Origin of the sequence: Klebsiella pneumoniae subsp. pneumoniae HS11286, assembly GCF_000240185.1 — a bacterium.
In the GTDB taxonomy this organism is placed as follows: Bacteria; Pseudomonadota; Gammaproteobacteria; order Enterobacterales; family Enterobacteriaceae; genus Klebsiella; species Klebsiella pneumoniae.
Genome location: NC_016845.1, coordinates 4,141,832 through 4,165,193 on the forward strand (window position 1 = coordinate 4,141,832; position 23,362 = coordinate 4,165,193).

At 61.2% G+C, this 23,362-nt stretch carries 24 protein-coding genes; 11 read left to right on the forward strand and 13 right to left on the reverse strand.

Annotated elements, in window-relative coordinates:
- The first annotated feature begins 12 nt into the window (after positions 1–12).
- The 4 genes from KPHS_41110 (at position 13) to KPHS_41140 (ending at position 3,106) form a co-directional block, all read left to right on the forward strand.
- Positions 13–792, forward strand: a complete 780-nt coding sequence (locus KPHS_41110) for a sorbitol-6-phosphate dehydrogenase (protein YP_005228411.1) — start codon at positions 13–15, stop codon at positions 790–792.
- Between the two features lie 156 nt (positions 793–948).
- Positions 949–1,308, forward strand: a complete 360-nt coding sequence (locus tag KPHS_41120; RefSeq protein YP_005228412.1) for a glucitol operon activator protein — start codon at positions 949–951, stop codon at positions 1,306–1,308.
- Positions 1,309–1,374: 66 nt separating this feature from the next.
- Positions 1,375–2,148: a DNA-binding transcriptional repressor SrlR gene (locus KPHS_41130; RefSeq protein YP_005228413.1), complete on the forward strand. Its 774-nt coding sequence runs from the start codon at positions 1,375–1,377 to the stop codon at positions 2,146–2,148.
- On the forward strand, positions 2,141–3,106 hold the full coding sequence (locus tag KPHS_41140) for a D-arabinose 5-phosphate isomerase (RefSeq protein ID YP_005228414.1): 966 nt from the start codon (positions 2,141–2,143) through the stop codon (positions 3,104–3,106). The genes KPHS_41130 and KPHS_41140 overlap by 8 nt, the downstream gene beginning before the upstream one ends.
- Here the strand turns inward: KPHS_41140 and KPHS_41150 are convergent.
- On the reverse strand, positions 3,069–4,619 hold the full coding sequence (locus KPHS_41150) for an anaerobic nitric oxide reductase transcriptional regulator (RefSeq protein YP_005228415.1): 1,551 nt from the start codon (positions 4,617–4,619) through the stop codon (positions 3,069–3,071). The two genes, KPHS_41140 and KPHS_41150, sit on opposite strands and share 38 nt — an antisense overlap.
- Here KPHS_41150 and KPHS_41160 point away from each other — a divergent pair.
- Genes KPHS_41160 through KPHS_41180 form a run of 3 tightly spaced genes read left to right on the forward strand, consistent with a single transcriptional unit; the run spans position 4,619 to position 7,385 of the window.
- Positions 4,619–4,762: a hypothetical protein gene (locus tag KPHS_41160; protein YP_005228416.1), complete on the forward strand. Its 144-nt coding sequence runs from the start codon at positions 4,619–4,621 to the stop codon at positions 4,760–4,762. The genes KPHS_41150 and KPHS_41160 overlap by 1 nt on opposite strands.
- 44 nt (positions 4,763–4,806) lie before the next feature.
- On the forward strand, positions 4,807–6,255 hold the full coding sequence (locus KPHS_41170; protein ID YP_005228417.1) for an anaerobic nitric oxide reductase flavorubredoxin: 1,449 nt from the start codon (positions 4,807–4,809) through the stop codon (positions 6,253–6,255).
- The gene (locus KPHS_41180) at positions 6,252–7,385 is read left to right on the forward strand and encodes a nitric oxide reductase (RefSeq protein YP_005228418.1); all 1,134 of its coding nucleotides are present in this window, start codon (positions 6,252–6,254) and stop codon (positions 7,383–7,385) included. The genes KPHS_41170 and KPHS_41180 overlap by 4 nt, the downstream gene beginning before the upstream one ends.
- A 96-nt stretch (positions 7,386–7,481) precedes the next feature.
- On the opposite strand, the gene KPHS_41190 is transcribed toward KPHS_41180, so the two are convergent.
- The 4 genes from KPHS_41190 to KPHS_41230 form a co-directional block, all read right to left on the reverse strand.
- Entirely contained in the window at positions 7,482–8,495 is a 1,014-nt protein-coding gene (locus KPHS_41190) for a putative high-affinity nickel-transporter (RefSeq protein ID YP_005228419.1), read from the reverse strand.
- A complete protein-coding gene (locus tag KPHS_41200) occupies positions 8,492–10,726 on the reverse strand; it encodes a hydrogenase maturation protein (RefSeq protein ID YP_005228420.1) in 2,235 nt (744 codons plus the stop codon). Before KPHS_41200 ends, KPHS_41190 begins: the two co-directional genes overlap by 4 nt.
- Positions 10,727–10,734: 8 nt before the next feature.
- A complete protein-coding gene (locus KPHS_41210; protein ID YP_005228421.1) occupies positions 10,735–11,262 on the reverse strand; it encodes an electron transport protein HydN in 528 nt (175 codons plus the stop codon).
- Between the two features lie 136 nt (positions 11,263–11,398).
- Positions 11,399–12,412, reverse strand: coding sequence for an ascBF operon repressor (locus KPHS_41230; protein ID YP_005228422.1), 1,014 nt, complete (start codon positions 12,410–12,412; stop codon positions 11,399–11,401).
- Here KPHS_41230 and KPHS_41220 point away from each other — a divergent pair, their 5' ends adjacent.
- From KPHS_41220 to KPHS_41260, 4 genes are all read left to right on the forward strand, one after another.
- Positions 12,413–12,562: a hypothetical protein gene (locus tag KPHS_41220; RefSeq protein YP_005228423.1), complete on the forward strand. Its 150-nt coding sequence runs from the start codon at positions 12,413–12,415 to the stop codon at positions 12,560–12,562.
- Positions 12,563–12,679: 117 nt separating this feature from the next.
- Positions 12,680–14,122, forward strand: a complete 1,443-nt coding sequence (locus KPHS_41240) for a cellobiose/arbutin/salicin-specific PTS system components IIBC (protein YP_005228424.1) — start codon at positions 12,680–12,682, stop codon at positions 14,120–14,122.
- 26 nt (positions 14,123–14,148) lie between these two features.
- Complete coding sequence (locus KPHS_41250) at positions 14,149–15,573, forward strand: cryptic 6-phospho-beta-glucosidase (RefSeq protein ID YP_005228425.1); 1,425 nt, start codon at positions 14,149–14,151, stop codon at positions 15,571–15,573.
- A 181-nt stretch (positions 15,574–15,754) separates the two neighbouring features.
- A complete protein-coding gene (locus KPHS_41260) occupies positions 15,755–16,063 on the forward strand; it encodes a type I toxin-antitoxin system SymE family toxin (RefSeq protein YP_005228426.1) in 309 nt (102 codons plus the stop codon).
- Here the strand turns inward: KPHS_41260 and KPHS_41270 are convergent.
- The 8 genes from KPHS_41270 to KPHS_41340 are packed head-to-tail and all read right to left on the reverse strand — an operon-like array spanning position 16,060 to position 23,332.
- Positions 16,060–16,530: a hydrogenase 3 large subunit C-terminal protease gene (locus KPHS_41270; protein ID YP_005228427.1), complete on the reverse strand. Its 471-nt coding sequence runs from the start codon at positions 16,528–16,530 to the stop codon at positions 16,060–16,062. The two genes, KPHS_41260 and KPHS_41270, sit on opposite strands and share 4 nt — an antisense overlap.
- Positions 16,523–16,933, reverse strand: a complete 411-nt coding sequence (locus KPHS_41280) for a processing of HycE (part of the FHL complex) (RefSeq protein YP_005228428.1) — start codon at positions 16,931–16,933, stop codon at positions 16,523–16,525. Before KPHS_41280 ends, KPHS_41270 begins: the two co-directional genes overlap by 8 nt.
- Positions 16,930–17,697 carry an NADH-quinone oxidoreductase subunit B family protein gene (locus KPHS_41290; RefSeq protein YP_005228429.1) on the reverse strand — a complete coding sequence of 256 codons (768 nt, stop codon included), beginning with the start codon at positions 17,695–17,697 and terminating at the stop codon, positions 16,930–16,932. The genes KPHS_41280 and KPHS_41290 overlap by 4 nt, the downstream gene beginning before the upstream one ends.
- Positions 17,697–18,239, reverse strand: coding sequence for a formate hydrogenlyase complex iron-sulfur subunit (locus tag KPHS_41300; protein YP_005228430.1), 543 nt, complete (start codon positions 18,237–18,239; stop codon positions 17,697–17,699). Before KPHS_41300 ends, KPHS_41290 begins: the two co-directional genes overlap by 1 nt.
- Positions 18,240–18,248: 9 nt before the next feature.
- Positions 18,249–19,958, reverse strand: coding sequence for a hydrogenase 3, large subunit (part of FHL complex) (locus KPHS_41310; protein YP_005228431.1), 1,710 nt, complete (start codon positions 19,956–19,958; stop codon positions 18,249–18,251).
- A gap of 16 nt (positions 19,959–19,974) precedes the next feature.
- Complete coding sequence (locus KPHS_41320) at positions 19,975–20,898, reverse strand: hydrogenase 3 membrane subunit (protein YP_005228432.1); 924 nt, start codon at positions 20,896–20,898, stop codon at positions 19,975–19,977.
- A gap of 2 nt (positions 20,899–20,900) precedes the next feature.
- Positions 20,901–22,727, reverse strand: a complete 1,827-nt coding sequence (locus KPHS_41330) for a formate hydrogenlyase subunit 3 (RefSeq protein YP_005228433.1) — start codon at positions 22,725–22,727, stop codon at positions 20,901–20,903.
- Positions 22,724–23,332 (reverse strand): formate hydrogenlyase subunit B, encoded by a 609-nt coding sequence (locus KPHS_41340; protein ID YP_005228434.1) that lies wholly within the window; start codon positions 23,330–23,332, stop codon positions 22,724–22,726. Before KPHS_41340 ends, KPHS_41330 begins: the two co-directional genes overlap by 4 nt.
- Positions 23,333–23,362 lie beyond the last annotated feature (30 nt).

The following is a 23,362-nucleotide window of genomic DNA, read 5'->3' on the forward strand; positions in this document are numbered from 1 at the left end:
AAGGAGAGAGAGATGAATCAGGTTGCTGTTGTCATTGGCGGTGGACAAACCTTAGGAGAGTTTCTGTGCCGCGGGCTGGCCGCCGAGGGCTACCGCGTGGCGGTGGTCGATATTCAGAGCGAAAAAGCCAGCCGCGTCGCCCAGGAGATTAACGCTGAGTATGGCGAAGGTATGGCGTACGGCTTCGGCGCCGACGCCACCAGCGAGGCCAGCGTCACCGCCCTGGCCCACGGGGTGGATGAGATTTTTTCGCGCGTCGACCTGCTGGTGTACAGCGCCGGGATCGCCAAGGCGGCGTTTATTAGCGACTTCGCGCTGGGGGATTTCGACCGCTCGCTGCAGGTCAATCTGGTGGGCTATTTTCTCTGCGCCCGCGAGTTCTCGCGGTTGATGATCCGCGACGGCATTAAGGGGCGGATCATTCAGATCAACTCGAAATCCGGCAAAGTCGGCAGTAAGCACAACTCCGGCTACAGCGCGGCGAAGTTCGGCGGCGTCGGGCTGACCCAGTCGCTGGCGCTGGATCTGGCGGAATATGGCATTACCGTGCATTCGCTGATGCTCGGCAATCTGCTGAAGTCGCCGATGTTCCAGTCGCTGCTGCCGCAGTATGCCACCAAGCTCGGTATCGATGAGAGCGAAGTCGAGCAGTACTACATCGACAAGGTGCCGCTGAAGCGCGGCTGCGAATATCAGGATGTGCTGAACGTATTGATGTTTTACGCTAGCCCACAGGCGTCGTACTGCACCGGGCAGTCGATCAACGTCACCGGCGGCCAGGTGATGTTTTAACAGGTTCCCGGATGGCGCTGCGCTTATCCGGGCTACAAAACTGTAGGTCGGGTAAGGCGTTAGCCGCCACCCGACAAAAAACGGCACCGCGGGTCGCTCGGGTTAGGCGCTCGCGCCGTGACCTGGGCTGTTCCCGCCCCCCTTAAGGAGAGACCTATGGTTACTGCATTAATCATCGTCGCCGCCATCGCCTGGCTTACCCAGCTGGCCTTTGGCGGCTGGCAGATCCGCCGCTTCAATCGCGCCTTTGATAGCCTGTGCCAGCAGGGGCGGGTGGGCGTCGGCCGCTCCGCCGGACGCTTTCAACCGCGCGCCATCGTCGCCATCGCCGTCGATGATAACGACCGCATTAGCGACACGCTGCTGATGAAAGGCTTCACCATTTTCGCCAGTCCGCAAAAGATCCCGGCTCTGGCAGGCAAACATATTGCGGAATTGCAGCCTGATGTGATCTTTCCCCATGATCCGCGCTGTCAGAATGCACTATCATTAGCGCTTAATCCGAAACATGGATAATTTCGTTGTAAAAGTAAATATCTTGCGAAATTATCACTTCGAAACTTAAACGCAGGATAGACGCCTATGAAACCACGTCAGCGCCAGGCAGCCATTCTCGAGTTCCTGCAGTCGCAGGGAAAATGCTCGGTCGAAGAGCTGGCGCAACACTTCGATACCACTGGCACCACCATCCGCAAGGATCTGGTCACGCTGGAAAACGCCGGCACCGTCATTCGCACCTACGGTGGCGTGGTACTCAACAAGGATGAAGCCGATCCGCCGATTGACCATAAAACGCTGATCAACACCCATAAAAAAGCGCAGATTGCCGAGGCTGCCGTGCGATACATCCACGATGGCGATTCAATTATCCTCGACGCCGGCAGCACCGTGCTGCAGATGGTGCCATTGCTGAGTCACTTCAATAACATCACGGTGATGACCAACAGCCTGCATATCGTCAACGCGCTATCAGAGTTCGATAACGAGCAGACCATCCTGATGCCGGGCGGCACCTTCCGTAAAAAATCGGCCTCTTTTCACGGCCAGCTGGCGGAAAACGCCTTCGAACAGTTCAGCTTCGACAAGCTGTTTATGGGCACCGACGGTATCGATCTGAACGCCGGAGTCACTACCTTTAATGAGGTCTATACCGTCAGCAAAGCGATGTGCAACGCCGCCCGCGAAGTGATCCTGATGGCCGACTCATCCAAGTTTGGTCGTAAAAGCCCCAATATTGTCTGCGGCCTTGAACGCGTGGATAAATTGATTACCGATGCCGATATTGACCCGGAATTCCAGCGGGCGCTGGAAGCCAAAGGCATTGAAGTCATTATTACTGGAGAACATCATGAGTAACTTTTTGTTAGAGGCCGGACGCCAGACCCTGATGCTTGAGCTGCAGGAGGCGAGCCGCCTGCCGGAGCGCCTGGGCGACGACTTCATCCGCGCGGCGGAAACCATTATCCACTGCGAGGGCAAACTGATTGTCTCCGGTATCGGTAAATCCGGCCACATCGGTAAAAAGCTGGCGGCAACCTTCGCCAGCACCGGCACCCCGGCCTTTTTCGTCCATCCGGCGGAAGCCCTGCACGGCGATCTCGGCATGCTCGATAGCCGCGACGTGATGCTGTTTATCTCCTACTCCGGTAGCGCGAAAGAGCTGGATCTCATCGTGCCGCGGCTGGAAGAAAAAGGCATTCCGCTGCTGGCGATGACCGGCAAATCCACCTCGCCGCTGGCGCTGGCGGCGAAAGCGGTGCTGGATATCGCCGTGGAGCGCGAGGCCTGCCCGATGCATCTGGCGCCAACCTCCAGCACCGTCAACACGCTGATGCTGGGCGACGCGTTGGCGATGGCGGTGATGCAGGCGCGCGGTTTCAATGAAGAGGATTTCGCCCGTTCCCACCCGGCGGGCGCCCTCGGCGCGCGGCTGCTGAACAAAGTGCATCACCTGATGCGCCGCGACGAAGAAGTGCCGCGGGTCAATGCCGAGGCCAACGTCATGGACGCCATGCTTGAACTAAGCCGAACCGGGCTCGGCCTGGTGGCGGTCTGCGATGAAGCCAACCGCGTGCAGGGCGTTTTCACCGACGGCGACCTGCGCCGCTGGCTGGTTGCTGGCGGTACGCTCAACGATGGCGTCACTCGGGCGATGACCCGCAATGGCGTAACGCTGCAGGCGGATAGCCGCGCGGTGGAAGCCAAAGAGCGACTGATGAAACACAAAATCAGCGCCGCGCCGGTAGTGGATGAGAACGGCCAACTGGTCGGCGCCATTAACCTGCAGAACTTTTACCAGGCGGGGATCCTTTAAGACCCAGACGTTTCGCCAGCCGATGCAGGTTGGCGACGTCCAGTTCCAGCGCTCGGGCGGTCGCCGCCCAGTTGCCCTGGTTAGCCTCCAGCGCGCGGCTAATGGCTTCTCGCTGAAAAGAGTCGGTCGCCTCGCGCAGATTGATGTTTCCCGTCGCGGGCGCCGCTGCCGCCGTCTCAGTCGGCAACATCGGCGCCGCCACCGCAAACTGGAAATGCTGCGGCTCCAGGACCACTTCATCACCGGCCTGGGTGGCCCGCGCCAGCACCACCGCCCGATGGATAGCATGCTCCAGTTCGCGCACGTTGCCCGGCCAGGACCACTTCTGCAGCCGGTTTCGCGCCGCCTCAGCCAAAATGACCCGCGCCAGCCCCATCCGCAGGCGGCACTGCTCGCAGAAATAGCCCGCCAGCAGCACCACGTCACTTTCCCGCTCGCGTAGCGGCGGAACCGACAGCGGGAAGACGCTCAGCCGATGGTACAGATCGGCGCGAAAGCGCCCTTCCACCACCTCCTGGCGCAGATCGCGGTTCGTCGCCGCCAGCACCCGCACATCGACCCGCAGGCTGCGGTCATCGCCGACGCGCTGAATATCGCCATACTGCAGCACGCGCAGCAGTTTGGCCTGCAGCGCCAGCGACAGTTCGCCGATTTCGTCAAGAAACAGGGTGCCGTTATCCGCCATCTCAAATTTACCGCTGCGGTTGCTGATAGCCCCGGTAAATGCCCCTTTCACATGGCCGAACAGCTCGCTCTCCGCTACGCTTTCCGGCAGCGCCGCGCAGTTGAGGTACACCAGAGGGTTGGCGGCTCGCGGCGATCCCTGGTGCACTGCCTTCGCCACCAGCTCTTTGCCGGTGCCGGTTTCGCCGCTGATCAGCACGTTTAAATCCGAGGCGGCGACGATATCGATCTCTTTTTTCAGCTGCAGCATGGGCCCCGACAGGCCGATGATCTCCTGGCGCTCCGGCAGCGGGTAATTCACCGCCTGCGCCGGCAGGACGTTTTGCGCTTCAAGGCGGGCGATAAGCAGCGCATTATTCAGCGCCCCGGCCACCAGCGCGGCAATCAGCCGCAGCTCTTCATCGCTGAAGCTATCGAAACGATCGGCATCCATGCCGTCCAGGGTCAGCGCGCCAATCAGCGTCTGCCCGGCAAACAGCGGCAGTCCCACGCAGGCATGGACTTTGAGGCTCTCATGACCGGGGATCAGCCCGTCATAGGGGTCGGGCAGGTCGCTATCCGCCGGGAAGCGCACCACATCCCCGGCGCGCGCAATCGCCTCCAGCCGCGGGTGTCCTTCCAGGGCAAAGCGCCGACCGAGCACATCCTGCGCCAGGCCATCGATCGCCAGCGGCACAAACTGATGCGCCTCATAGCGCAGCAGCGCCGAGGCATCGCAGCCAAGAATTTGCCGCAGGGTAGTAATCAGGCGCGAAAAGCGGTCGGTGTGACCAATATCGCTTTGTAAATCTATGGCGATTCTCGCCAGCTCGTCGACGGAAAAACTCATTGCCGCTCCATTGTCATTTTGACAATACGCATTGTCATATCGACTATTTTAACCATTGTCATTTTGACAACAACCAAAATCAGAAAAAATTAAAAACAGATAATTATCAATTAATTAAAAAGTTGGCACGCAACTTGATATAAGCCAGTCAACTGAGTTTAAACACACTGTATTGATTGAGGTTGCTATGTCTATTGTGGTGAAAAATAACATTCTTTGGGTTGGCCAACGTGACTGGGAAGTGCGTGATTTCCACGGCACCGAATATAAAACGCTGCGCGGCAGCAGCTACAACAGCTATCTCATCCGCGAAGAGAAAAACGTGCTGATCGATACCGTCGATCATAAATTCAGCCGCGAGTTCGTACAGAACCTGCGCCGCGAAATCGACCTCGCCGACCTCGACTATATCGTCATTAACCACGCCGAAGAGGACCATGCCGGCGCGCTGACCGAACTGATGATGCAGATCCCGGATACGCCGATCTACTGCACCGCCAACGCCATCGACTCGATCAACGGCCACCATCATCATCCGGAGTGGAACTTCCACGTGGTGAAAACCGGCGATACTCTCGACATCGGTAACGGTAAACAGCTGATCTTCGTGGAAACGCCGATGCTGCACTGGCCGGACAGCATGATGACCTACCTGACCGGCGACGCGGTGCTGTTCAGCAACGACGCCTTCGGCCAGCACTATTGCGACGAACATCTGTTCAACGATGAAGTGGACCAGACTGAACTGTACGAACAGTGCCAGCGCTACTACGCCAACATCCTGACGCCCTTCAGCCGCCTGGTGACGCCGAAAATTACTGAAATCCTCGGCTTCAACCTGCCGGTGGAGATGATTGCCACCTCCCACGGCGTGGTCTGGCGCGATAACCCGACGCAAATCGTCGAGAAATACCTCGAGTGGGCGGCGGATTATCAGGAAGATCGCATCACCATCTTTTACGACACCATGTCCAATAATACCCGCATGATGGCGGACGCCATTGCCCAGGGGATCACCGAGGTTGACCCACGGGTAGCGGTGAAAATCTTTAACGTCGCCCGCAGCGACAAAAACGACATCCTCACCAATGTTTTCCGCTCGAAAGGCGTACTTGTCGGCACGTCCACCATGAACAACGTGATGATGCCGAAAATCGCCGGGCTGGTGGAAGAGATGACCGGGCTGCGTTTTCGCAATAAACGCGCCAGCGCCTTTGGCTCGCACGGCTGGAGCGGCGGCGCGGTAGACCGCCTGTCCACCCGCCTGCAGGATGCCGGCTTTGAGATGTCGCTGAGCCTGAAAGCCAAATGGCGCCCGGATATCGACGCGCTGGAGCTGTGCCGCCAACACGGTCGCGACATCGCTCGCCAATGGGCCCTCTCGCCGCTGCCGGTTGCTGAAGCAGCGACAACGCCGGAACCACAGGACTGCGCCTGTGCCGCGGCCGCGGCCGCCGATCTCGGTCCCATGATGCAGTGCAGCGTGTGCCAGTGGGTCTATGACCCGGCGAAAGGCGAACCTAATCAGGATGTACAGCCGGGTACGCCGTGGAGCGAAGTGCCGGACAATTTCCTCTGCCCTGAGTGTTCTCTTGGCAAAGATGTCTTTGACGTACTGGCGACGGAGGCAAAATGAGTGATGGCATCGTCATCATCGGCTCGGGCTTCGCGGCCCGCCAGCTGGTGAAAAATATTCGTAAGCAGGATGCGCAAATCCCGCTGACCCTCATCGCCGCCGATAGCATGGATGAATACAACAAACCGGACCTCAGCCATGTCATCAGCCGCGGACAGAAGGCCGACGATCTGACCCTGCAAAGCGCCGGCGAGTTCGCCGAGCAGTACACTCTGCGTCTGTTTCCCCATACCTGGGTAAGCGATATCGACGCCGAAAACCGGTTAGTGAAGAGCCACGATAACCAGTGGCGCTACGACAAACTGGTACTGGCCACCGGCGCGACGCCGTTTATCCCGTCGGTACCGGGGCGCGAGCTGATGCTAACGCTCAATAGCCAGCGCGAATATGGCGCGGCGCAGAGCCGGCTGCACGACGCGAAGCGCGTGCTGATCGTCGGCGGCGGCCTGATTGGCTGCGAACTGGCGATGGATTTCTGCCGCGCCGGTAAAGCGGTAACGGTAGTCGATAACTCCGCCAGCGTGCTGGCGGCGCTGATGCCGCCGGAGGCCAGCAGCCGCCTGCAGCATCGGCTCACCGAGATGGGCGTACATCTGATGCTGAAAACGCAGCTGGAGGGGCTGGAGCAAACCGCCGACGGCATTCGCGTCAGTCTCGATCGCCAGCGCGCGATAACCGTCGATGCGGTGGTGGCCGCCGCCGGCCTGCGCCCGGAAACGTCGCTGGCGCGCCACGCCGGACTGCAGATTAACCGCGGTATTGTGGTCAATAGCCAGCTGCAAACCAGCGACCCGGCGATTTATGCGCTCGGCGACTGTGCGGAAATCAACGGCGTGGTACTGCCGTTCCTGCAGCCGATTTTACTCAGCGCCATGTGCCTGAGTAAAAATCTGCTGGCGCAGGCGGGAGAACTCAAGCTGCCGCCAATGCTGGTGAAGGTGAAAACCCCGGATCTGCCGCTGCATCTGGCCGGCGACACCCGCCGCGACGATCTGACGTGGAACATCGTGGCCGCCAAAGAGGGGCTGGTGGCGAAAGGCGTGGATGCCGAAAACCAGCTGCGCGCCTTTGTGGTCAGCGAAGACAAAATGAAGGAAGCCTTTGCGCTGCTCAAACAACTGGTAAGTTGATGGTTTTCCCGGCTTGCGGCGTAAACGCCTTAGCCGGGCTACGGTATTGTCCTGGTAGCCCGGCTAAGCGCAGCGCAAGCCGGGAACATATCCAGCCTAGCGCGCCAGATTGTCGTAGCCGCGCCAGCGATAGTTAAGCACCGATAGCGCCCAACAGGCGACAAACAACCCGACCACCACAAATCCGGCGTCGCCGAGGTTGTCGTTTAACGCCCCTACCCAGCGCCATATTCCGCCGCTGAGCGCAAACTTATCCATCAGCAGGCCCAGCGCTTCCAGGCCGCCGATAAACAGCGCCACCACCACCGAGGTGCCGGTGATGGTCATGTTGTAATAGAGCTTGCGCTGCGGTTTGCTGAACGCCCAGCCGTAGGCGCCGACCATCAGCACGTTATCGAGGGTATCCACCAGCGCCATACCACTGGCGAACAGCGCCGGGAAGACCATAATCGACCAGACGGAAATCCCGCTCGACGCGCCGGCGGCGGAGATACCCAGTACGCCGATTTCGGTGGCGGTATCAAAACCGAGGCCAAACAGGAAACCGACCAGGTACATCTGCCAGCTGCGGCTTATCAGACGGAAGGTCTTGCCAAACAGCCAGCTCATCATGCCGCCGCCGCTGACGATTTCGTCGCTGACCTTTTCACCGCGCTTCCATGCCTGGAAGCTGCGCCACACGCTGCGTAAAATCACCAGGTTGATAAAGGCCATCGCCAGTAAAAACAGGGCCGACACGGCGGTGCCGATAACGCTGCCGGTATCATGCAGCCAGCTCATCTGCGTGCTGAAGGCGGTGGCGGTCGCGGCAATCGCCGCCGAGGCCAGCACCACAATCGATGAGTGGCCCAGCGAAAACCACGCCCCGACGGCGAAAGGCCGCCGCCCCTGCTGCATCATCTTGCGGGTCACGTTATCAATCGCCGCAATATGGTCGGCGTCCACCGCGTGGCGCAGGCCGTAGCCCCAGGCCAGCAGGCTGGCGGCCATCAGCGCGCCGCTGTCGCCAAAGGCCTGCAGCGCCCAGCACCAGGCCAGTAAATTCGCCGCGATCAACCCCAGCACCAGACCCGCGGCGCGCGGCTGCTGGCGTAAAACTGTCATTATCATGGTTGTATTCCTTGAGCCTGCCAGCGGGCGGCGGCGATCACCGCCTGACCATAGGCGATTGCGCCGTCGCCGGCCGGCAACTGCTGTGCAAACAGCAGAGTAAAATCCGCCAGATAAAAGGTCAATCGCGCCGCCAGCAGGCGGTTATGCAGCCCCCCGCCGCTGCAGACCATCGTGTCGATGCCGCGGACGGTGGCGCAGTCGCGGGCCATCGCCGCCAGCCCACAGGCCAGGGCGTCGTGGAATGCCCAGGCTTTCTGCGCCGGAGTCGCCTGCCAGCTCAGCCATTGCCGCCAGAAGGTCGCTAAATCCAGCGCGTCGTCGCGCCACGGCAGCGTAACCGGGTGGCTGACGCCGGGGCAGCTGGCGGCCAGCGCCTCCAGCCGACAGGCCGCTTCGCCTTCATAGCTCAGACTCTCCGGCGCGCAATCCAGGGCGCAGGCAACGGCATCAAACAGCCGTCCGCAGGATGAGGCGCGCGGCGCGTTAATCCCGCGCTCGATGGCCTGCGCCAGCAGCGGCCAGTTGCGCTGGCGCAGGGTGGCGGCCTGCGGATAATCCTGCCAGTCAGGGACAAAGGCCAGACAGTGGGCCAGCAAATTTCGCCACGGCTGGCGTGCCGCCAGGTCCCCCCCTGGCAGCGCGACGGCCGGCAGCCCGCCAAGATGTTCGCATTCGCGATAGTTGACCCGCAGGCACTCCCCGCCCCACAGCGCGCCGTTCTCCCCCATACCAATACCGTCGAGTGTCAGGGCGATAACGTCCCCGCCGTCAAGCGGCCAGCGGTGCTCCGCCAGGCATGCCGCGGCGTGGGCATGGTGATGCAGCACTGTCTCCAGCGGCAGGGGCAGGGAGGCCGCCCACTGCGTTGAGCGATAGCCGGGATGGGCATCAACCACCACCCGCTGCGGCACAAACGCGTAAATGCTCTGCATCAGCTGCAGGGCGCTGCGCCACTGCTGTTCAACACCTTCCTCGCCAAGATCGCCAAAGTGCTGGCTCAGCACCGCTTCGCTGCCGCGCGCCAGGCAGAAGGTATTTTTCATATCCGCGCCGAGAGCCAGCAGCGGCGGGATGTCTCCTAGCCCTGGCGGCAGCGGCAGCGCGTCCGGGACGTAGCCCCGGGCGCGGCGCAGCATTTCACCGCTTGAGCGCACCAGTGAATCATCCATCCGCTGTACGATGTCGCGATTATGCAAGAGAAAGCCGTCGGCAATGTCGGCTAACTCATTGAGCGCCTGAGCATTACTTAACGTCGGCGGACGGCCGCTAAGGTTGCCGGAGGTCATTACGATGGGGCGCGCCAGGCCCTGCAGAAGCAAATGCTGCAGCGGATTAGACGGCAGCATCACCCCAACTTCCGCAAGCCCTGGCGCTATTTCGTCGCACAGGCCGGAGACCTGCGCTTTGGCAATCAGTACGATGGGCGCCGCCGGGGAGCCCATCAGCGCCGCAGCGGCGGCGGGTAAGCCCGTTGCCGTCGGCAGCATTACCGCCAGCGGTTTTGCCGGGCGGTGTTTTCGCGCCCGCAGCGTGGCAACGGCAGCGGGGTTACCGGCATCGCAGGCCAGATGAAAGCCGCCGATGCCTTTTATCGCCACGATTTTGCCCGCCGCCAGCCGGGCGATAGCCGCCTGCAGCGCCGCCTCGCCGTCCAGCGTTTCCCCCTCTGCCCGCCATTCCAGTCGCGGCCCGCAGTCGGGGCAGGCCACCGGCTGGGCGTGAAAACGGCGATCGGCAGGATCGCGGAATTCCGCCTCACAAGGGGAACAGAGCGGGAACGGCGCCATTGCGGTGAAGGGCCGGTCGTAGGGCATGGCGCGAATAATGGTCAACCGCGGGCCGCAGTGGGTGCAGTTGATAAAGGGGTAGCGGTAGCGGCGTGCCCGGGGATCGTTCATCTCCGCGAGGCACGCCGGGCAGGTCGCGGCATCGGGCACAATCTGAGTCCGCATCCGTCCCGCCCCGCTCTCGCGGATGGTGAAATCCTGCGGCGTGGCCGCCCAGCGATAGGGAATGCAGGCGGTACTGTCGATCCGCGCCAGCGGCGGGCAGTGGTCAGCCAGAGCGGCAGTAAAACCGTCGTCGCCCCCGACCAGCCGCACCAGTACGCCGTCGCCGTCGTTACAGACATCGCCGCAGCGGGCCTGCGCCCGGGCCAGCTGCCAGACAAAGGGGCGGAACCCCACCCCCTGCACTTTACCGCGAATGCGGATTTGCACCCCGTTCATGCCTTGACTTACCAGGCCAGCGCCGTACGGCGACGTTTCTCGATATTCATCTGCTCAAGTTTGTTGCGGTCAACGCACACCAGGGCGTGCGTCGGGCACACTTCCATGCAGGCCGGACCGCTCTCGCGGTGGAAGCAGAGATCGCACTTGTTGGCTTCGGCTTTTTCCGCCACGACGTTCAGTCCGGCGCCGCTATGGCGGATCACCGGGCGCACCACCACCTCCATCGCCCCGTACGGGCAGGCGACGACGCAGGTTTTGCAGCCGATGCAACGCTCCTGCATCACATGGACAAAGCCTTTATCACGGCTGATGGCGCCGTTCGGGCAGACGTTGGCGCAGGGGGCGTCTTCACACTGACGGCAGGCGGTCGCCGTGGAAACATTGACCCCTTTGATCACGTGAATACGCGGCTGAAAGGTGTGAGGCGTCAGGGAGGCGCAGTCCTGATGTTCCTGATGGGATACCACGCAGGCCACTTCGCAAGTGCGACAGCCGATACATTTGCTCGCATCGGCGATAATGAAACGGTTCATCCATTTCTCCAGCAGTAAGAAGGTTACGCGCCGGAGTATGCATAATACGTTCCAAGTTTTTAATATATTGATTATAAAGACTATTATAGCTGGGCTTTGCTGTCATCGTCAGTAGTGACGATGACAGCTGACGACGTCAGGCACAGGGGCCCGCCACCAGCGACTCGCGTTCAATCAGCGCTCCGGGAAAGCTTTGCTGAAAGTTGAATTCCCCGCCATCCAGCATAAAGATCAGCCGATTGATGCTCTCTTTAATCATCTCCGTCACCGGCACCCGGACGCTGGCGAGCGACGGCACCATATACGGCGCAAGAGCAATATCGTCAAACCCCACCACCGAGACCTGTTCTGGCACCTTAACGCCCAGCTGGTGAAGCTGCTTCATCGCCCCGATGGCCATATCGTCATTGCTCGCCACCAGCGCGCTGTAGGTAACCCCGCGCTTACGCAGGCTCTCCACCCCCGCCGCCCCGGTTTCCGGCGTCCAGCGCCCTTCGGCGATAAGCGCCTCGTTCAGGGCGATGCCGTGGCCAGCCAGCGCGTCTTTGTAGCCGGCGAGGCGTTCGACGCCGGTGGGAGAGTCAAGGGAGCCGGTAATAAAGGCGATATTGCGATGGCCAAGCGCAATCAGCCGCTCCACTACCCGCATCGCCGAGGCTTTTTGATCGGACCAGACGCAGTGGCTGGCGTGGCGGCGCAGGCGGCGATTAAGCACCATGATCGGCTGCGAGTGGTTCTCAACGATCTCGTCCATCTCATCGACGGTGAGAAAGCGCGGGTAGATGATGATCGCATCGCAGCGCAGATCCAGCAGGTACTGGATCGCCTCCCGCTCCTCTTGCGCGCTGTGCTTGCCGTCGGCCAGGATCAGCTGCCGCCCTTTATCCTCCGTCATCCGCGCCACGTGATACAGCAGTTCGCTAAAATAGACGCCGTGGTACAGGGTATTGGTCACCACCAGGCCGAGGGTTTGCGTGGTTTTGGTCGCCAGGTTGCGCGCCAGCAGATTAGGCCGGTAGCCGCTCTCCGCCACCGCCTTAAACACCCGGTCTTTGGTCTCCTGGCTGACATAGCCGTTGCCCGACAGCACCCGCGAAACGGTCGCCTTCGATACCCCCGCGCGCTTTGCGACCTCCAGCATCGTTGCCATGTGATTCTTCCTGTTGCAAAAGTTGCAGGCAGTGTACTGCACGTTTCCCGCTTTTACAGCACTCCCCTGTTCATCACCGCGATCCGGCTCACGGCGACGCTTAGCGATCAAAATCACAAAATTGAGATCATATTTTTTTATTTCTTGTGAAATTAAATGAAACTCACCATGATTTTGTGGAACCGGTTTCCTATAAAAACATGGTATCGCCCGGCGATGCGGGGCGGTGGCAGATCAGTACCCTATTGATAAACAGGATAAAATCCGATGTCGAAAAATTATGCAGCCCTGGCGCAACAGATAGTCGCGGCAATCGGCGGGGTCGACAACGTCGCCGCCGTTACCCACTGCATGACCCGTCTGCGCTTCGTGGTTAAAGACGACGAACAGGTCGATAGCTCTACCCTGAAAGGGCTGGCCGGGGTGCTCGGCGTTGTGCGCAGCGATAACCAGTGCCAGGTGATCATCGGCAACACTGTCTCCCAGGCCTACCGCGAGGTGGTGAATCTGCTGCCTGGCGACCTGCGCCCGGCTGAGCCGCAGGGCAAAGCGCCGCTAACCCTGAAACGCATCGGCGCCGGGATCCTTGACGCGCTGATCGGCACCATGTCGCCGCTGATCCCGGCGATTATCGGCGGATCGATGGTCAAGCTGCTGGCGATGATCCTCGAGATGAGCGGCGCGTTGCCGAAAGGCTCGCCGACGCTGACCCTGCTGGCGCTTATCGGCGACGGCGCATTTTTCTTCCTGCCGCTGATGGTGGCCGCCTCCGCGGCGGTGAAATTCAAAACTAATATGTCGCTGGCTATCGCCATCGCCGGGGTGCTGGTGCATCCTGGGTTTATCGAATTGATGGCCAAAGCCGCCCAGGGAGAACACGTTGAATTCGCCTTTATTCCGGTTACCGCGGTGAAATACACCTACACGGTGATCCCGGCGCTGGTGATGACCTGGTGCCTGTCGTATATCGAGCGCTGGGTGGATCGCATTACCCCGGCGGTGACGAAAAACTTTCTGAAGCCGATGCTGATCGTGTTGATCGCCGCCCCGCTGGCGATCCTGCTGATTGGCCCGCTGGGCATCTGGATCGGCAGCGCCATTTCCGCGCTGGTGTATACGATCCACAGCTATCTCGGCTGGCTGTCGGTGGCGATCATGGGCGGGCTGTGGCCGCTGTTGGTGATGACCGGTATGCACCGCGTCTTTACGCCGACCATCATTCAGACCATCGCCGAAACCGGCAAAGAGGGTATGGTGATGCCATCGGAGATCGGCGCCAACCTGTCGCTCGGCGGCTCTTCGCTGGCGGTAGCGTGGAAAACCAAAAACCCGGAGCTGCGCCAGACGGCGCTGGCCGCCGCGGCATCGGCGATTCTGGCCGGGATTTCCGAACCGGCGCTGTACGGCGTGGCGGTGCGCCTGAAGCGCCCGCTGATCGCCAGCTTAATCAGCGGCTTTATCTGCGGCGCGGTGGCAGGTATTGCCGGACTGGCCAGCCATTCGATGGCGGCGCCGGGGCTGTTTACCAGCGTGCAGTTTTTCGATCCGGCCAATCCAATGACCATCGTCTGGGTGTTTGGCGTGATGGCGCTGTCGGTGGTGCTGTCGTTTGCCCTGACGCTGATCCTTGGCTTTGAGGACATTCCCGTTGAGCAGGCCGCTGCCGACGCCAGAGCGCGCCAGGCCAGGGCCCAGGCATCCCACGCCTGAATACACTATTGATAATGAGGTAATGCATGGCGAGTTTCCCACAGGGATTTTTATGGGGCGGCGCACTGGCCGCCAACCAGTCTGAAGGCGCTTATCTTGAAGGCGGTAAGGGGCTGACCACCGTGGATACCCTTCCCCACGGCGCCCATCGCCTGCCGGTAAAATTAGGCCTGGAGAAGCGCTTTACGCTGCGTGGAGACGAATTTTACCCCAGCCACCAGGCGATCGATTTTTACCATCGCTATAAAGAAGATATCGCCCTGATGGCCGAGATGGGGTTCAGCGTCTTTCGCACCTCCATCGCCTGGAGCCGCCTGTTCCCACGCGGCGACGAACAGCAGCCGAATCCGCAGGGCATCGCCTTCTATCGCTCACTGTTCGAGGAGTGCAAAAAGCACGGTATCGAGCCGCTGGTCACCCTGTGCCATTTTGACGTGCCGATGCATCTGGTGATGGAGTACGGCTCCTGGCGCAACCGCAAAATGGTGGATTTTTTCAGCCACTACGCCCGCACCTGCTTTGAAGCTTTTGACGGCCTGGTGAAATACTGGCTCACCTTCAATGAAATCAACATCATGCTGCACAGCCCCTACTCCGGCGCCGGTCTGGTGTTTGAAGAGGGTGAAAACCAGGAGCAGGTGAAGTATCAGGCCGCGCATCACGAGCTGGTGGCCAGCGCGCTGGCGACGAAAATCGCCCATGAGATTAACCCGCAAAATCAGGTCGGCTGTATGCTGGCCGGCGGTAATTTCTACCCTTACTCCTGCAAGCCGGAAGATGTATGGATGGCGCTGGAGAAGGACCGCGAAAACCTGTTCTTTATCGATGTCCAGGCCCGCGGCGCCTATCCGGTGTGGGCCGCGCGGGTGTTCCGGGAAAAAGGGGTCACGATTGCGAAACAGCCGGGCGATGACGAGATCCTCAAAAACACCGTCGATTTCGTCTCCTTTAGCTACTACGCGTCGCGCTGCGCCTCGGCGGAGATGAACGCCAGCAACACCAATGCCGCCAACATCGTCAAGTCGCTGAAGAACCCGCACATTCCGGCCAGCGAATGGGGCTGGGGCATCGACCCGCTGGGCCTGCGCATCACCATGAACATGATGTACGACCGCTATCAGAAACCGCTGTTCCTGGTGGAAAACGGGCTTGGCGCCCGCGATGAGATCGATGCCAATGGGGACATCAATGACGACTATCGCATCAGCTACCTGCGCGAGCACATCAGGGCAATGCGTGACGCTATCGGCGACGGCATTCCGGTGCTGGGCTACACCAGCTGGGGCTGCATCGATCTGGTCTCGGCGTCCACCGGCGAGATGAGCAAGCGCTACGGCTTTGTCTATGTCGATCGCGACGATGCCGGCAACGGCACCCTGGCGCGTAAGCGTAAAAAGTCATTCTTCTGGTACCAGAAGGTGATAGCCAGTAACGGCGCCGATCTCGACTAAGCACCCTCGCCCACGCGCGCCCGTTCCCCGCGATAGCCGGGGGACGGGCGTCGGCTATCTGTTGCATCCATTACATGCTTTTTTCTCGAGCCTGATTCCAGTTTCTGGTTTGCCACCTGTTTACAATAACTGGTATTTTATCCAGTACTTTTACCGGGGTATCTTCAGCAAGGAGCACATCATGAGCGCACAGCACCCTACCGCAGCCAGAGGGATAGCCAGGGCCATTCGCCAGTTAACCGTGGGATATGTCAGAAAACGCCATGAGGACCGCAAAACGCGGGAGACGCGGCGCTACACCCGCCACGCGGCATTAAGCTTAAACGGCGACTGGCTGGAGCAGGCGGGGTTTCCGGTCGGCACGCAGGTCAGAGTCTCGGTGTCGCCCGGTAAATTAGTGATAGAGAATCTTGAGCTGGCAGCGCCGGGAACGGGGCTCCCTTCCGGCCAGTCGTGCGCCGGCGGAGAGCCCGGTTCGCCGCAGGGCTAGTCGTCCGCGGCCTCCAGCTGAGTAAAGCCGCCCTTGCCCTTCCAGCCTGCCAACTGCTGATACACCCGGGCAACGGCCTCTTTCACCGGCTGGGTCATCGGATAATAAAAACCGACGATATCCGGCTGAATGCCGAGGAAAATCACCTCGCCGACGTCTTCTTTCAGCTGATCGACCAGATAGTTGAGCGGCATGTTATGGGTGGTCATCATAAACATCTCGGCGATGTCGTCGGGATCGATGATGCGAATGTCGCCGGGGTTTAGGCCCATATCGGTGGCATCGACAATCAGCAGGCGTTCGGGGCGTAATTCGCGGATCGCCACGATGTCGTTTTCCGGCGCGCTGCCGCCGTCGATGACCACCCACTGGCCGGCCGGGTTCGCCGCGCACATCTCCGCCAGCAGCGGGCCGGCGCCGTCGTCGCCCATCATGCTGTTGCCGACACAGAGTAAAACGTCAGTCACGTAATCTCCTCACCATCAGGTAGATGGCGCTCTCCTGGTGAATATCATGCAGCATGCTGAGCAGGGTTTTGCTCCACGCCTGCTGCTGCGGGGTCTGCGCGGACTGCGCTTTATCAAAGGCGTTGGCCAGCATCGCCACATGACTGCTGTCGATGACGATTTCGCCATACTTCGGCACGCCCTCCATTTTGCGCCGCGCGGCGCTTCCGGCCTCAAGGGTGGCGATCCATGCCAGATACGCGTCCCACGGGCAGCTCAGCGCCGCCTCCAGACAGTCGATGACGCCGAGGTGGTGGCCAATCGCCAGGCTGTAATAGACCACCTGCTGCGCCTGATCCGGCGTGGCGTCGTTCTCATCAATAAATTTACGGCTCAGCTGACTGAACACCACCGTCTCGCTCATCGGATACGCGCCCCCTCGACCACCTGGTTGAGATGGGTGACGATCTCGGTCAGACGCGGATCTTTCTCCGCCTCCAGCCAGCGCAGCACCTGGCTGTCGCCCTGGCCAAGCAGACGCATATAGTCATCGGCAATCTGCCGTCCATAGCGATAGCCCGCCAGACGCCGCGCTTCGCGATCGATGCGCACCCGCAGAGGCTGCACCATATCGGCATGCAGCAGCTCGGTCGGCTGTTCGTCGAGCTCACCCGGCAGACGGGCATGAATTTTCTGCTCCAGCAGGCCAAGCGCCATGGCGAAGCCGTACAGCGTGGCGGCTGGCGTCGGCGGGCAGCCCGGAATATAGACGTCGACCGGTACGATTTTATCGGTACCGCCCCAGACGCAGTACAGGTCGTGGAAGATGCCGCCGCTGTTGCCGCAGGCGCCGTAGGAGATACAGATCTTCGGATCCGGCGCCGACTGCCAGGCGCGCAGCGCCGGGGAGCGCATCGCGCGAGTCACTGCCCCGGTAAACAACAGAATATCGGCATGGCGCGGCGAAGGCACCACCTTAATCCCGAAGCGTTCAGCGTCGAACAGCGGCGAAAGGGTGGCGAAAATTTCGATTTCGCAGCCGTTGCAGCCGCCACAGTCGACGCGGTAGACGTAGGCCGAACGTTTAATCTTCTTCAGTAGCGAGGCCTTCATGCTGGCGATGGATTCATCCACCGTCATCGGCACGGGAATGCCGTTTTCATCGCGCGGGCCAAGTAAAGTGCTCATCAGCTGGCCTCCCTCATGTGGCGGGTCAGTTCAATACGATCGGACGGCACCAGGCATTTCTGGCGCTTGCATTCCGGGCAGGTTTCGAAGCTTTCGCGGTGCAGCTCGGCGCGGGTATCGCCGTTATGCTTGAGCAGCGCGATGGCGTAGTCGATCTCCTTCTGCACCGCGAACGGACGCTGGCACTCCCGGCAGTGGCAGATAGCGAAGCGCGACTGCTGGAGGAAATCCTCTTTCTTCCACACCGCCAGCTCATACTCCGGCGACAGCTTAATCGCCGCCGTCGGGCACACCTCTTCACAGCGACCGCAGAAGATGCAGCGCCCGAGATTGAACTGCCACGCCAGCTGGTTAGTGGCCAGATCGATCTCGACCGTCAGGGCGTTCGACGGGCAGGCGTTCACGCAGGCCGCGCAGCCGATACACTGCTGTGGCGTATGCTCCGGCTTGCCGCGAAAGTTTTTGTCTACCGGCATCGGCTCCAGCGGGTAGGCGTGCGTCGCGGTGCCGGTCTTAATAACTTTTTTAATAAAGGTAAACATGGCGATTCCTTATTTCAGCGGCGAGTTTTTACGCTCGATGCTGTAGCGCTCCAGCTCTTTGTATGGCACCACTTTGCTCTTCTTCTTGCGTACATCGACCACGGTCATGCGGTCAGTACAGGAGTAGCACGGGTCGAGGCTGCCGATGATCAGCGGCGCATCGGAAACGGTGTTGCCGCGCAGCATATAGCGCAGGGTCGGCCAGTTGGCGTAAGTCGCCGCCCGGCAGCGCCAGCGGTACAGTTTCTGGTTGTCGCCGGTCATGCTCCAGTGGATATCGTCGCCGCGCGGCGCCTCGGAGAAGCCCAGCGCGAAGCGGTGCGGAATATAGGTGAACCCCTCCACCATCAGCGGGCCGCCCGGCAGGTTATCGAGACCGAAATCAATCATATTCAGCGCGGTGTAAACCTCGTTGATCCGCACCTTGAGGCGAGATATCACGTCGCAGCCCTGCTCGCTGTGGACTTCCATCGGCAGCAGGCCGTAACCGACAAACGGGTGGTCGGCGCGGGTGTCGCGGGCGTGGCCGCTGGCGCGCACCATCGGGCCTACGTTGCTGAAGTCGCGGGCGATTTCCGGGTCCAGACGGCCAATACCGACGGTACGCTGTTCCATATTCGGCGTGCTGAGCAGCATATCCACCAGCTCCTGCACGTCGCGACGCATCTGCTGCGCCAGCTGACGGGTCTGGATCATGTCCTCTTTCAGCAGGTCGCGGCGGATCCCGCCGATCAGGTTCAGGCCGTAGGTTTTACGCGCGCCGGTAAGGATCTCTGCCATCTTCATCGAGGTTTCGCGCACGCGGAAGAACTGCATAAAGCCGGAGTCAAAGCCGGTAAAGTGGCAGGCCAGACCGAGGTTCAGCAGGTGCGAGTGCAGGCGTTCCACCTCCAGCAGAATGGCGCGGATCATCTGCGCCCGCTCCGGCACCACGATGCCCATCGCGTTCTCCACCGAGGTGGTGTAAGCGGTGCTGTGGGCGAAGCCGCAGATGCCGCACACCCGGTCCGACAGGAAGGTCACTTCGTTATAACCCATGCGGGTTTCCGCCAGCTTTTCCATCCCGCGATGGACGTAGAACAGGCGGTAGTCGGCGTCGATAATGTTCTCGCCGTCAACGAACAGGCGGAAGTGGCCAGGTTCATCAGAGGTGACGTGCAGCGGGCCAATCGGCACCACGTTGTTTTTCTTGCTGCCGAGCTCGTTAATAAACTCGTAGGTTTCGGCGTCGGTGGTCGGCGCCGGACGCTGGCGATAATCCATGCTGTCTTTGCGCAGCGGATAGAGTTCGTCCGGCCAGTCGTCCGGCAGCACCAGCCGGCGTTCGTCCGGCAGGCCGACCGGCACCAGGCCGTACATATCACGCACTTCGCGCTCGCCCCATACCGCCGCCGGGACGCGCGGCGTCACCGACGGGTATTCCGGTTTGTTGGCGTCCACTTCCACGCGCACGGTGATCCAGCATTTGGTGCCCTGCTCCATCGACAGCACGTAATAGACCGCGTAGTGGCCGTTGAGCTTACGTTCATCGTTGCCGAACAGCACCGACAGCCAGCCGCCCTGCTGGTAGTAGAGAAACTCCACCACTTCCGGCAGGTAGTTGACCTTCACGGTGATGGTTAACTGGTCTTTGGTCTGCCAGGCTTCGTCCAGCACCACGCCGGGAAAGGCCTGGTGCAGCGCCGCAAGGTAGTGTTGACCTATTTTTTCTTCAGACATGCTCAAACTCTCTTAATCACGCCACCAGCAAGGAGACGAAAGCTAAAAAGGCGAAACCAAACCCGGCCCAGGTGACGCGGGAGGTGGCACAAAAACGCAGACGCGCCATGCTGTTTTCAAACAGCGCGATAATTAGCACCCCAACCACCAGCTTAACGATGGCGACCACCAGCGCCAGCAGCAGGCCGCCGACGCTGAAGCTGGTCATCTGGCCCCACGGAAAGAAGACCCCGACAAACATCTGCAGCACCACCAGCTGTTTGAGGCTGATGCCCCACTTCAGGATGCCAAAGCCGCTGCCGCTGTATTCCGACAGCGGCCCTTCCTGCAGCTCCTGCTCCGCTTCCGCCAGATCGAACGGCAGTTTGCCCATCTCGATAAAGGTGGCGAAGGCGCAGGCGCATAACGCCAGAATCAGTGGAATGCTGCGCGCCGCCGGCCAGTGGTAAAGGGTATCGGTGATGGCGCTGATATGGGTCGAGCCGGCGACCTGCGCCGCCACCCACAGGCCCAACAGCAGGATCGGCTCCACCAGCACGCCGAGCATCGCTTCGCGACTGCTGCCCAGCGCGGTAAACGGGCTGCCGGTGTCCAGACCGGAAATGGCAAAGAAGAAACGGGCGATGGCGAACAGGTAGATCAGGGTGATGAGATCCCCCAGCACCGGCAGCGGGGAGTCTACCGTCACCACCGGCAGCGCGGTGGCGATGGTCAGCATCACGCCCACCATGACGTACGGCGTCAGGCGAAACACCCAGCCCGAGGCGTCAGGACCGACGATCTGGCGGCCCAGCAGTTTCAGGATATCGCGATACTCCTGCAGTACCCCCGGTCCACGGCGGTTATGCAGCCGCGCGCGGGCGACGCGAACGATTCCGGACAACAGCGGCGCGACGGCAAACAGCACCAGCGCCTGTAGCAATGCAATTAACAGACTCATTCTCAGGCTCCTCGCGAAATGACAATCACCACCAGCACCGCCAGCTCAACCAGCGCGATCCCGCGCAGCAGCGCCGGCGCCGAGGCCGATTGCCAGCCCGGCACCAGACGCACCGGGTTCAGCCAGTGACGCAGCTTCAGCAACGGCGCAAAGGCCTCTTTCACCGGCATGGCAAAGCCGTGGGCCGTTACCACCATCGACTGCTCGTGGTCGTAACCGCAGACCCACGCCGCGCCGCGCGAGCGCGCCGCCAGGCGATCGCCTTTAAAGAAGATCATCAGCAGGAACGGCAGCAGCGGGCAGGCGATAAGCAGCAGCGCGATCATCGGCTGCGACACCACGCTCGATACCTGAGCCTGCACCGGGAAGGCGCCGCTCACCAGCGGCAGCAGCCACGGCGCGGCGATGCCGCCAACGAGGCAGAACACAGCCGCCAGCACCACGCTCAGGGTCATCAGCCAGGGGGCGCAGGTGGCGTATTCCGCCTCTTTCGTCCGCGGCGCGCCGAGGAAGGTCACGCCGTAGACTTTCGCCATACACATCACCGCCAGTGCGCCAGTGATCGCCAGGCCAACGGCCAGTAGCGGCCCCAGCAAACGGCCGATAAACAGGTCGCCAGTGCTCATTTTGAAGAAGGATTGATAGATAACCCACTCGCCGGCGAAGCCGTTCAGCGGCGGCAGGGCAGCCATTGCCATCAGCCCCACCAGCATGGCGAGGGAGATCAGCGGCATTTTTTTACCGATGCCGCCCAGCTTCTCGATATCGCGATGACCGGTGCGGAACCACACCGCTCCGGCACCGAGGAACAGCGTGGTTTTGAACAGGCTGTGGTTAATCAGGTGATACATGCCGCCGATAAAGCCCAGCACCATCAGCGTGCTGTTGCGGGTCGCCACGCCGGTGACGAAGGCGCCCAGCCCCAGCAGGATAATGCCGATATTCTCCAGGGTGTGATAGGCCAGCAGGCGCTGAATGTTATGCTCCATCAGCGCATACAGTCCGCCGATAAAGGCGGTGATCATCCCCAGCGCCAGCAGCATCACGCCCCACCACAGCGGCGGCACGCCGCCGGCCAGCGAAACGGTCAGCATGCCGTACAGACCAACCTTCATTACCACCGTGGAAAACAGCGCGGCGGCCGGCGCGCTGGCCCCGGCGTGAGCCTGCGGCGCCCAGCCGTGCAGCGGGATCGCCCCGGCCAGCAGGGCGAACCCCACCAGACCCGGCAGCCAGAGCAGCGGGTTCTGCATCATATCCACCGCCTGAAGGTTGATCTGCGCCAGCTCGAGGGTGCCGTAGGTTGACCACACCAGCCAGCAGGTCCAGGCCATCAGCAGAGTACCGAGACGCCCCAGGGCAAACCACAGCTTACCGGAGGCGGCGCAGCCGGTGAGAAACGCCGCGCAGAGCGCCATGATCTCCGCCATCACCACCAGTGAACCGATATTGGTCACCACCACCGCGCAGGTCGCGGCGGCCAGCAGCAGGTTGACCAGCGGGCCGTTGGCCTTCACCTGCGGGTGGCGATGCCAGCTAATATTGAACAATGACACCGGCAGCGCCGACAGGCCGATGGCCAGCAGCCACAGCGCGTTGACGCCCCCCACCCGTATCGTCAGGTGGAGAAACTGCAGCATGCCGCCGTGGATCCGCTCCGGCATCAGCAGCGCGGCGCCGCCGGCGACCACCAGCATGGCGCTGGCCACCGCGCCGCCGATCCCGGCAATGGCGCCGCTGAGCGGTTTGCGCATGGCAAACAGAAAGGCCAGTACGGCGCTGGCGGCATACCACGCCACCGCCTGATTCACTAATCCAATTACACTCATTCCCTCTCCCCCTGTTGCGCCTGGAACAGCGACAAGTCGCCAAGGTCGGTATTAAAGGTCAGCTGGCGTTTACGCTTGCTGGCCTGGGCGATATCACGGCTATCCACCAGCATCAGCGCGTTGGTCGGACAGGTCCGCACGCAGGCCGGGCCCTGGTCATCGAAGTGGCAGAGGTCGCATTTCACGGCAATAGCGCGCACGCCCGGTACCCAGTCGAGCAGCGAGCTGACGCGCGCCGGCGCCGGCGGCGCGGGGGGCGCCAGCCGGGTATTGGCATTCGCCGGGATATCCAGCGGGCGGCTGCCGGAAAATTCAATGGCGCCGAACGGGCAGGCAATGCCGCACAGTTTGCAGCTTACGCACAGGCTCTCGTTGAGCTGGACCGCGCCATCGACGCGCTGGATGGCGTTAACCGGGCAGACGGTGGCGCAGGGAGCATCTTCACAGTGGTGGCACATTTGCGGTGCCGATTCTTTTTCATTACGCATCACCTGCAGCCGCGGCATAGCCTGCAGGCCGTGCTGGCGATGCGTCTCAGAGCAGGCGGCTTCGCAGGTGCGGCAGCCGATACAGACAGTGGAGTCAGCAATTACAAAACGGTTCACCGGGTCATCCTCGGGTGAAAGTCATTTTTG

Excerpts from the sequence above, each read along its gene's own strand:
- KPHS_41210 (YP_005228421.1), bottom strand. The coding sequence starts at position 11,262 with ATGAACCGTTTCATTATCGCCGATGCGAGCAAATGTATCGGCTGTCGC.
- KPHS_41260 (YP_005228426.1), top strand. The coding sequence starts at position 15,755 with ATGAGCGCACAGCACCCTACCGCAGCCAGAGGGATAGCCAGGGCCATT.
- KPHS_41190 (YP_005228419.1), bottom strand. The coding sequence starts at position 8,495 with ATGATAATGACAGTTTTACGCCAGCAGCCGCGCGCCGCGGGTCTGGTG.
- KPHS_41280 (YP_005228428.1), bottom strand. The coding sequence starts at position 16,933 with ATGAGCGAGACGGTGGTGTTCAGTCAGCTGAGCCGTAAATTTATTGAT.
- KPHS_41250 (YP_005228425.1), top strand. The coding sequence starts at position 14,149 with ATGGCGAGTTTCCCACAGGGATTTTTATGGGGCGGCGCACTGGCCGCC.
- KPHS_41150 (YP_005228415.1), bottom strand. The coding sequence starts at position 4,619 with ATGAGTTTTTCCGTCGACGAGCTGGCGAGAATCGCCATAGATTTACAA.
- KPHS_41310 (YP_005228431.1), bottom strand. The coding sequence starts at position 19,958 with ATGTCTGAAGAAAAAATAGGTCAACACTACCTTGCGGCGCTGCACCAG.
- KPHS_41110 (YP_005228411.1), top strand. The coding sequence starts at position 13 with ATGAATCAGGTTGCTGTTGTCATTGGCGGTGGACAAACCTTAGGAGAG.
- KPHS_41170 (YP_005228417.1), top strand. The coding sequence starts at position 4,807 with ATGTCTATTGTGGTGAAAAATAACATTCTTTGGGTTGGCCAACGTGAC.
- KPHS_41140 (YP_005228414.1), top strand. The coding sequence starts at position 2,141 with ATGAGTAACTTTTTGTTAGAGGCCGGACGCCAGACCCTGATGCTTGAG.
- KPHS_41130 (YP_005228413.1), top strand. The coding sequence starts at position 1,375 with ATGAAACCACGTCAGCGCCAGGCAGCCATTCTCGAGTTCCTGCAGTCG.
- KPHS_41200 (YP_005228420.1), bottom strand. The coding sequence starts at position 10,726 with ATGAACGGGGTGCAAATCCGCATTCGCGGTAAAGTGCAGGGGGTGGGG.
- KPHS_41240 (YP_005228424.1), top strand. The coding sequence starts at position 12,680 with ATGTCGAAAAATTATGCAGCCCTGGCGCAACAGATAGTCGCGGCAATC.
- KPHS_41300 (YP_005228430.1), bottom strand. The coding sequence starts at position 18,239 with ATGTTTACCTTTATTAAAAAAGTTATTAAGACCGGCACCGCGACGCAC.
- KPHS_41230 (YP_005228422.1), bottom strand. The coding sequence starts at position 12,412 with ATGGCAACGATGCTGGAGGTCGCAAAGCGCGCGGGGGTATCGAAGGCG.
- KPHS_41180 (YP_005228418.1), top strand. The coding sequence starts at position 6,252 with ATGAGTGATGGCATCGTCATCATCGGCTCGGGCTTCGCGGCCCGCCAG.
- KPHS_41290 (YP_005228429.1), bottom strand. The coding sequence starts at position 17,697 with ATGAGCACTTTACTTGGCCCGCGCGATGAAAACGGCATTCCCGTGCCG.
- KPHS_41330 (YP_005228433.1), bottom strand. The coding sequence starts at position 22,727 with ATGAGTGTAATTGGATTAGTGAATCAGGCGGTGGCGTGGTATGCCGCC.
- KPHS_41120 (YP_005228412.1), top strand. The coding sequence starts at position 949 with ATGGTTACTGCATTAATCATCGTCGCCGCCATCGCCTGGCTTACCCAG.
- KPHS_41320 (YP_005228432.1), bottom strand. The coding sequence starts at position 20,898 with ATGAGTCTGTTAATTGCATTGCTACAGGCGCTGGTGCTGTTTGCCGTC.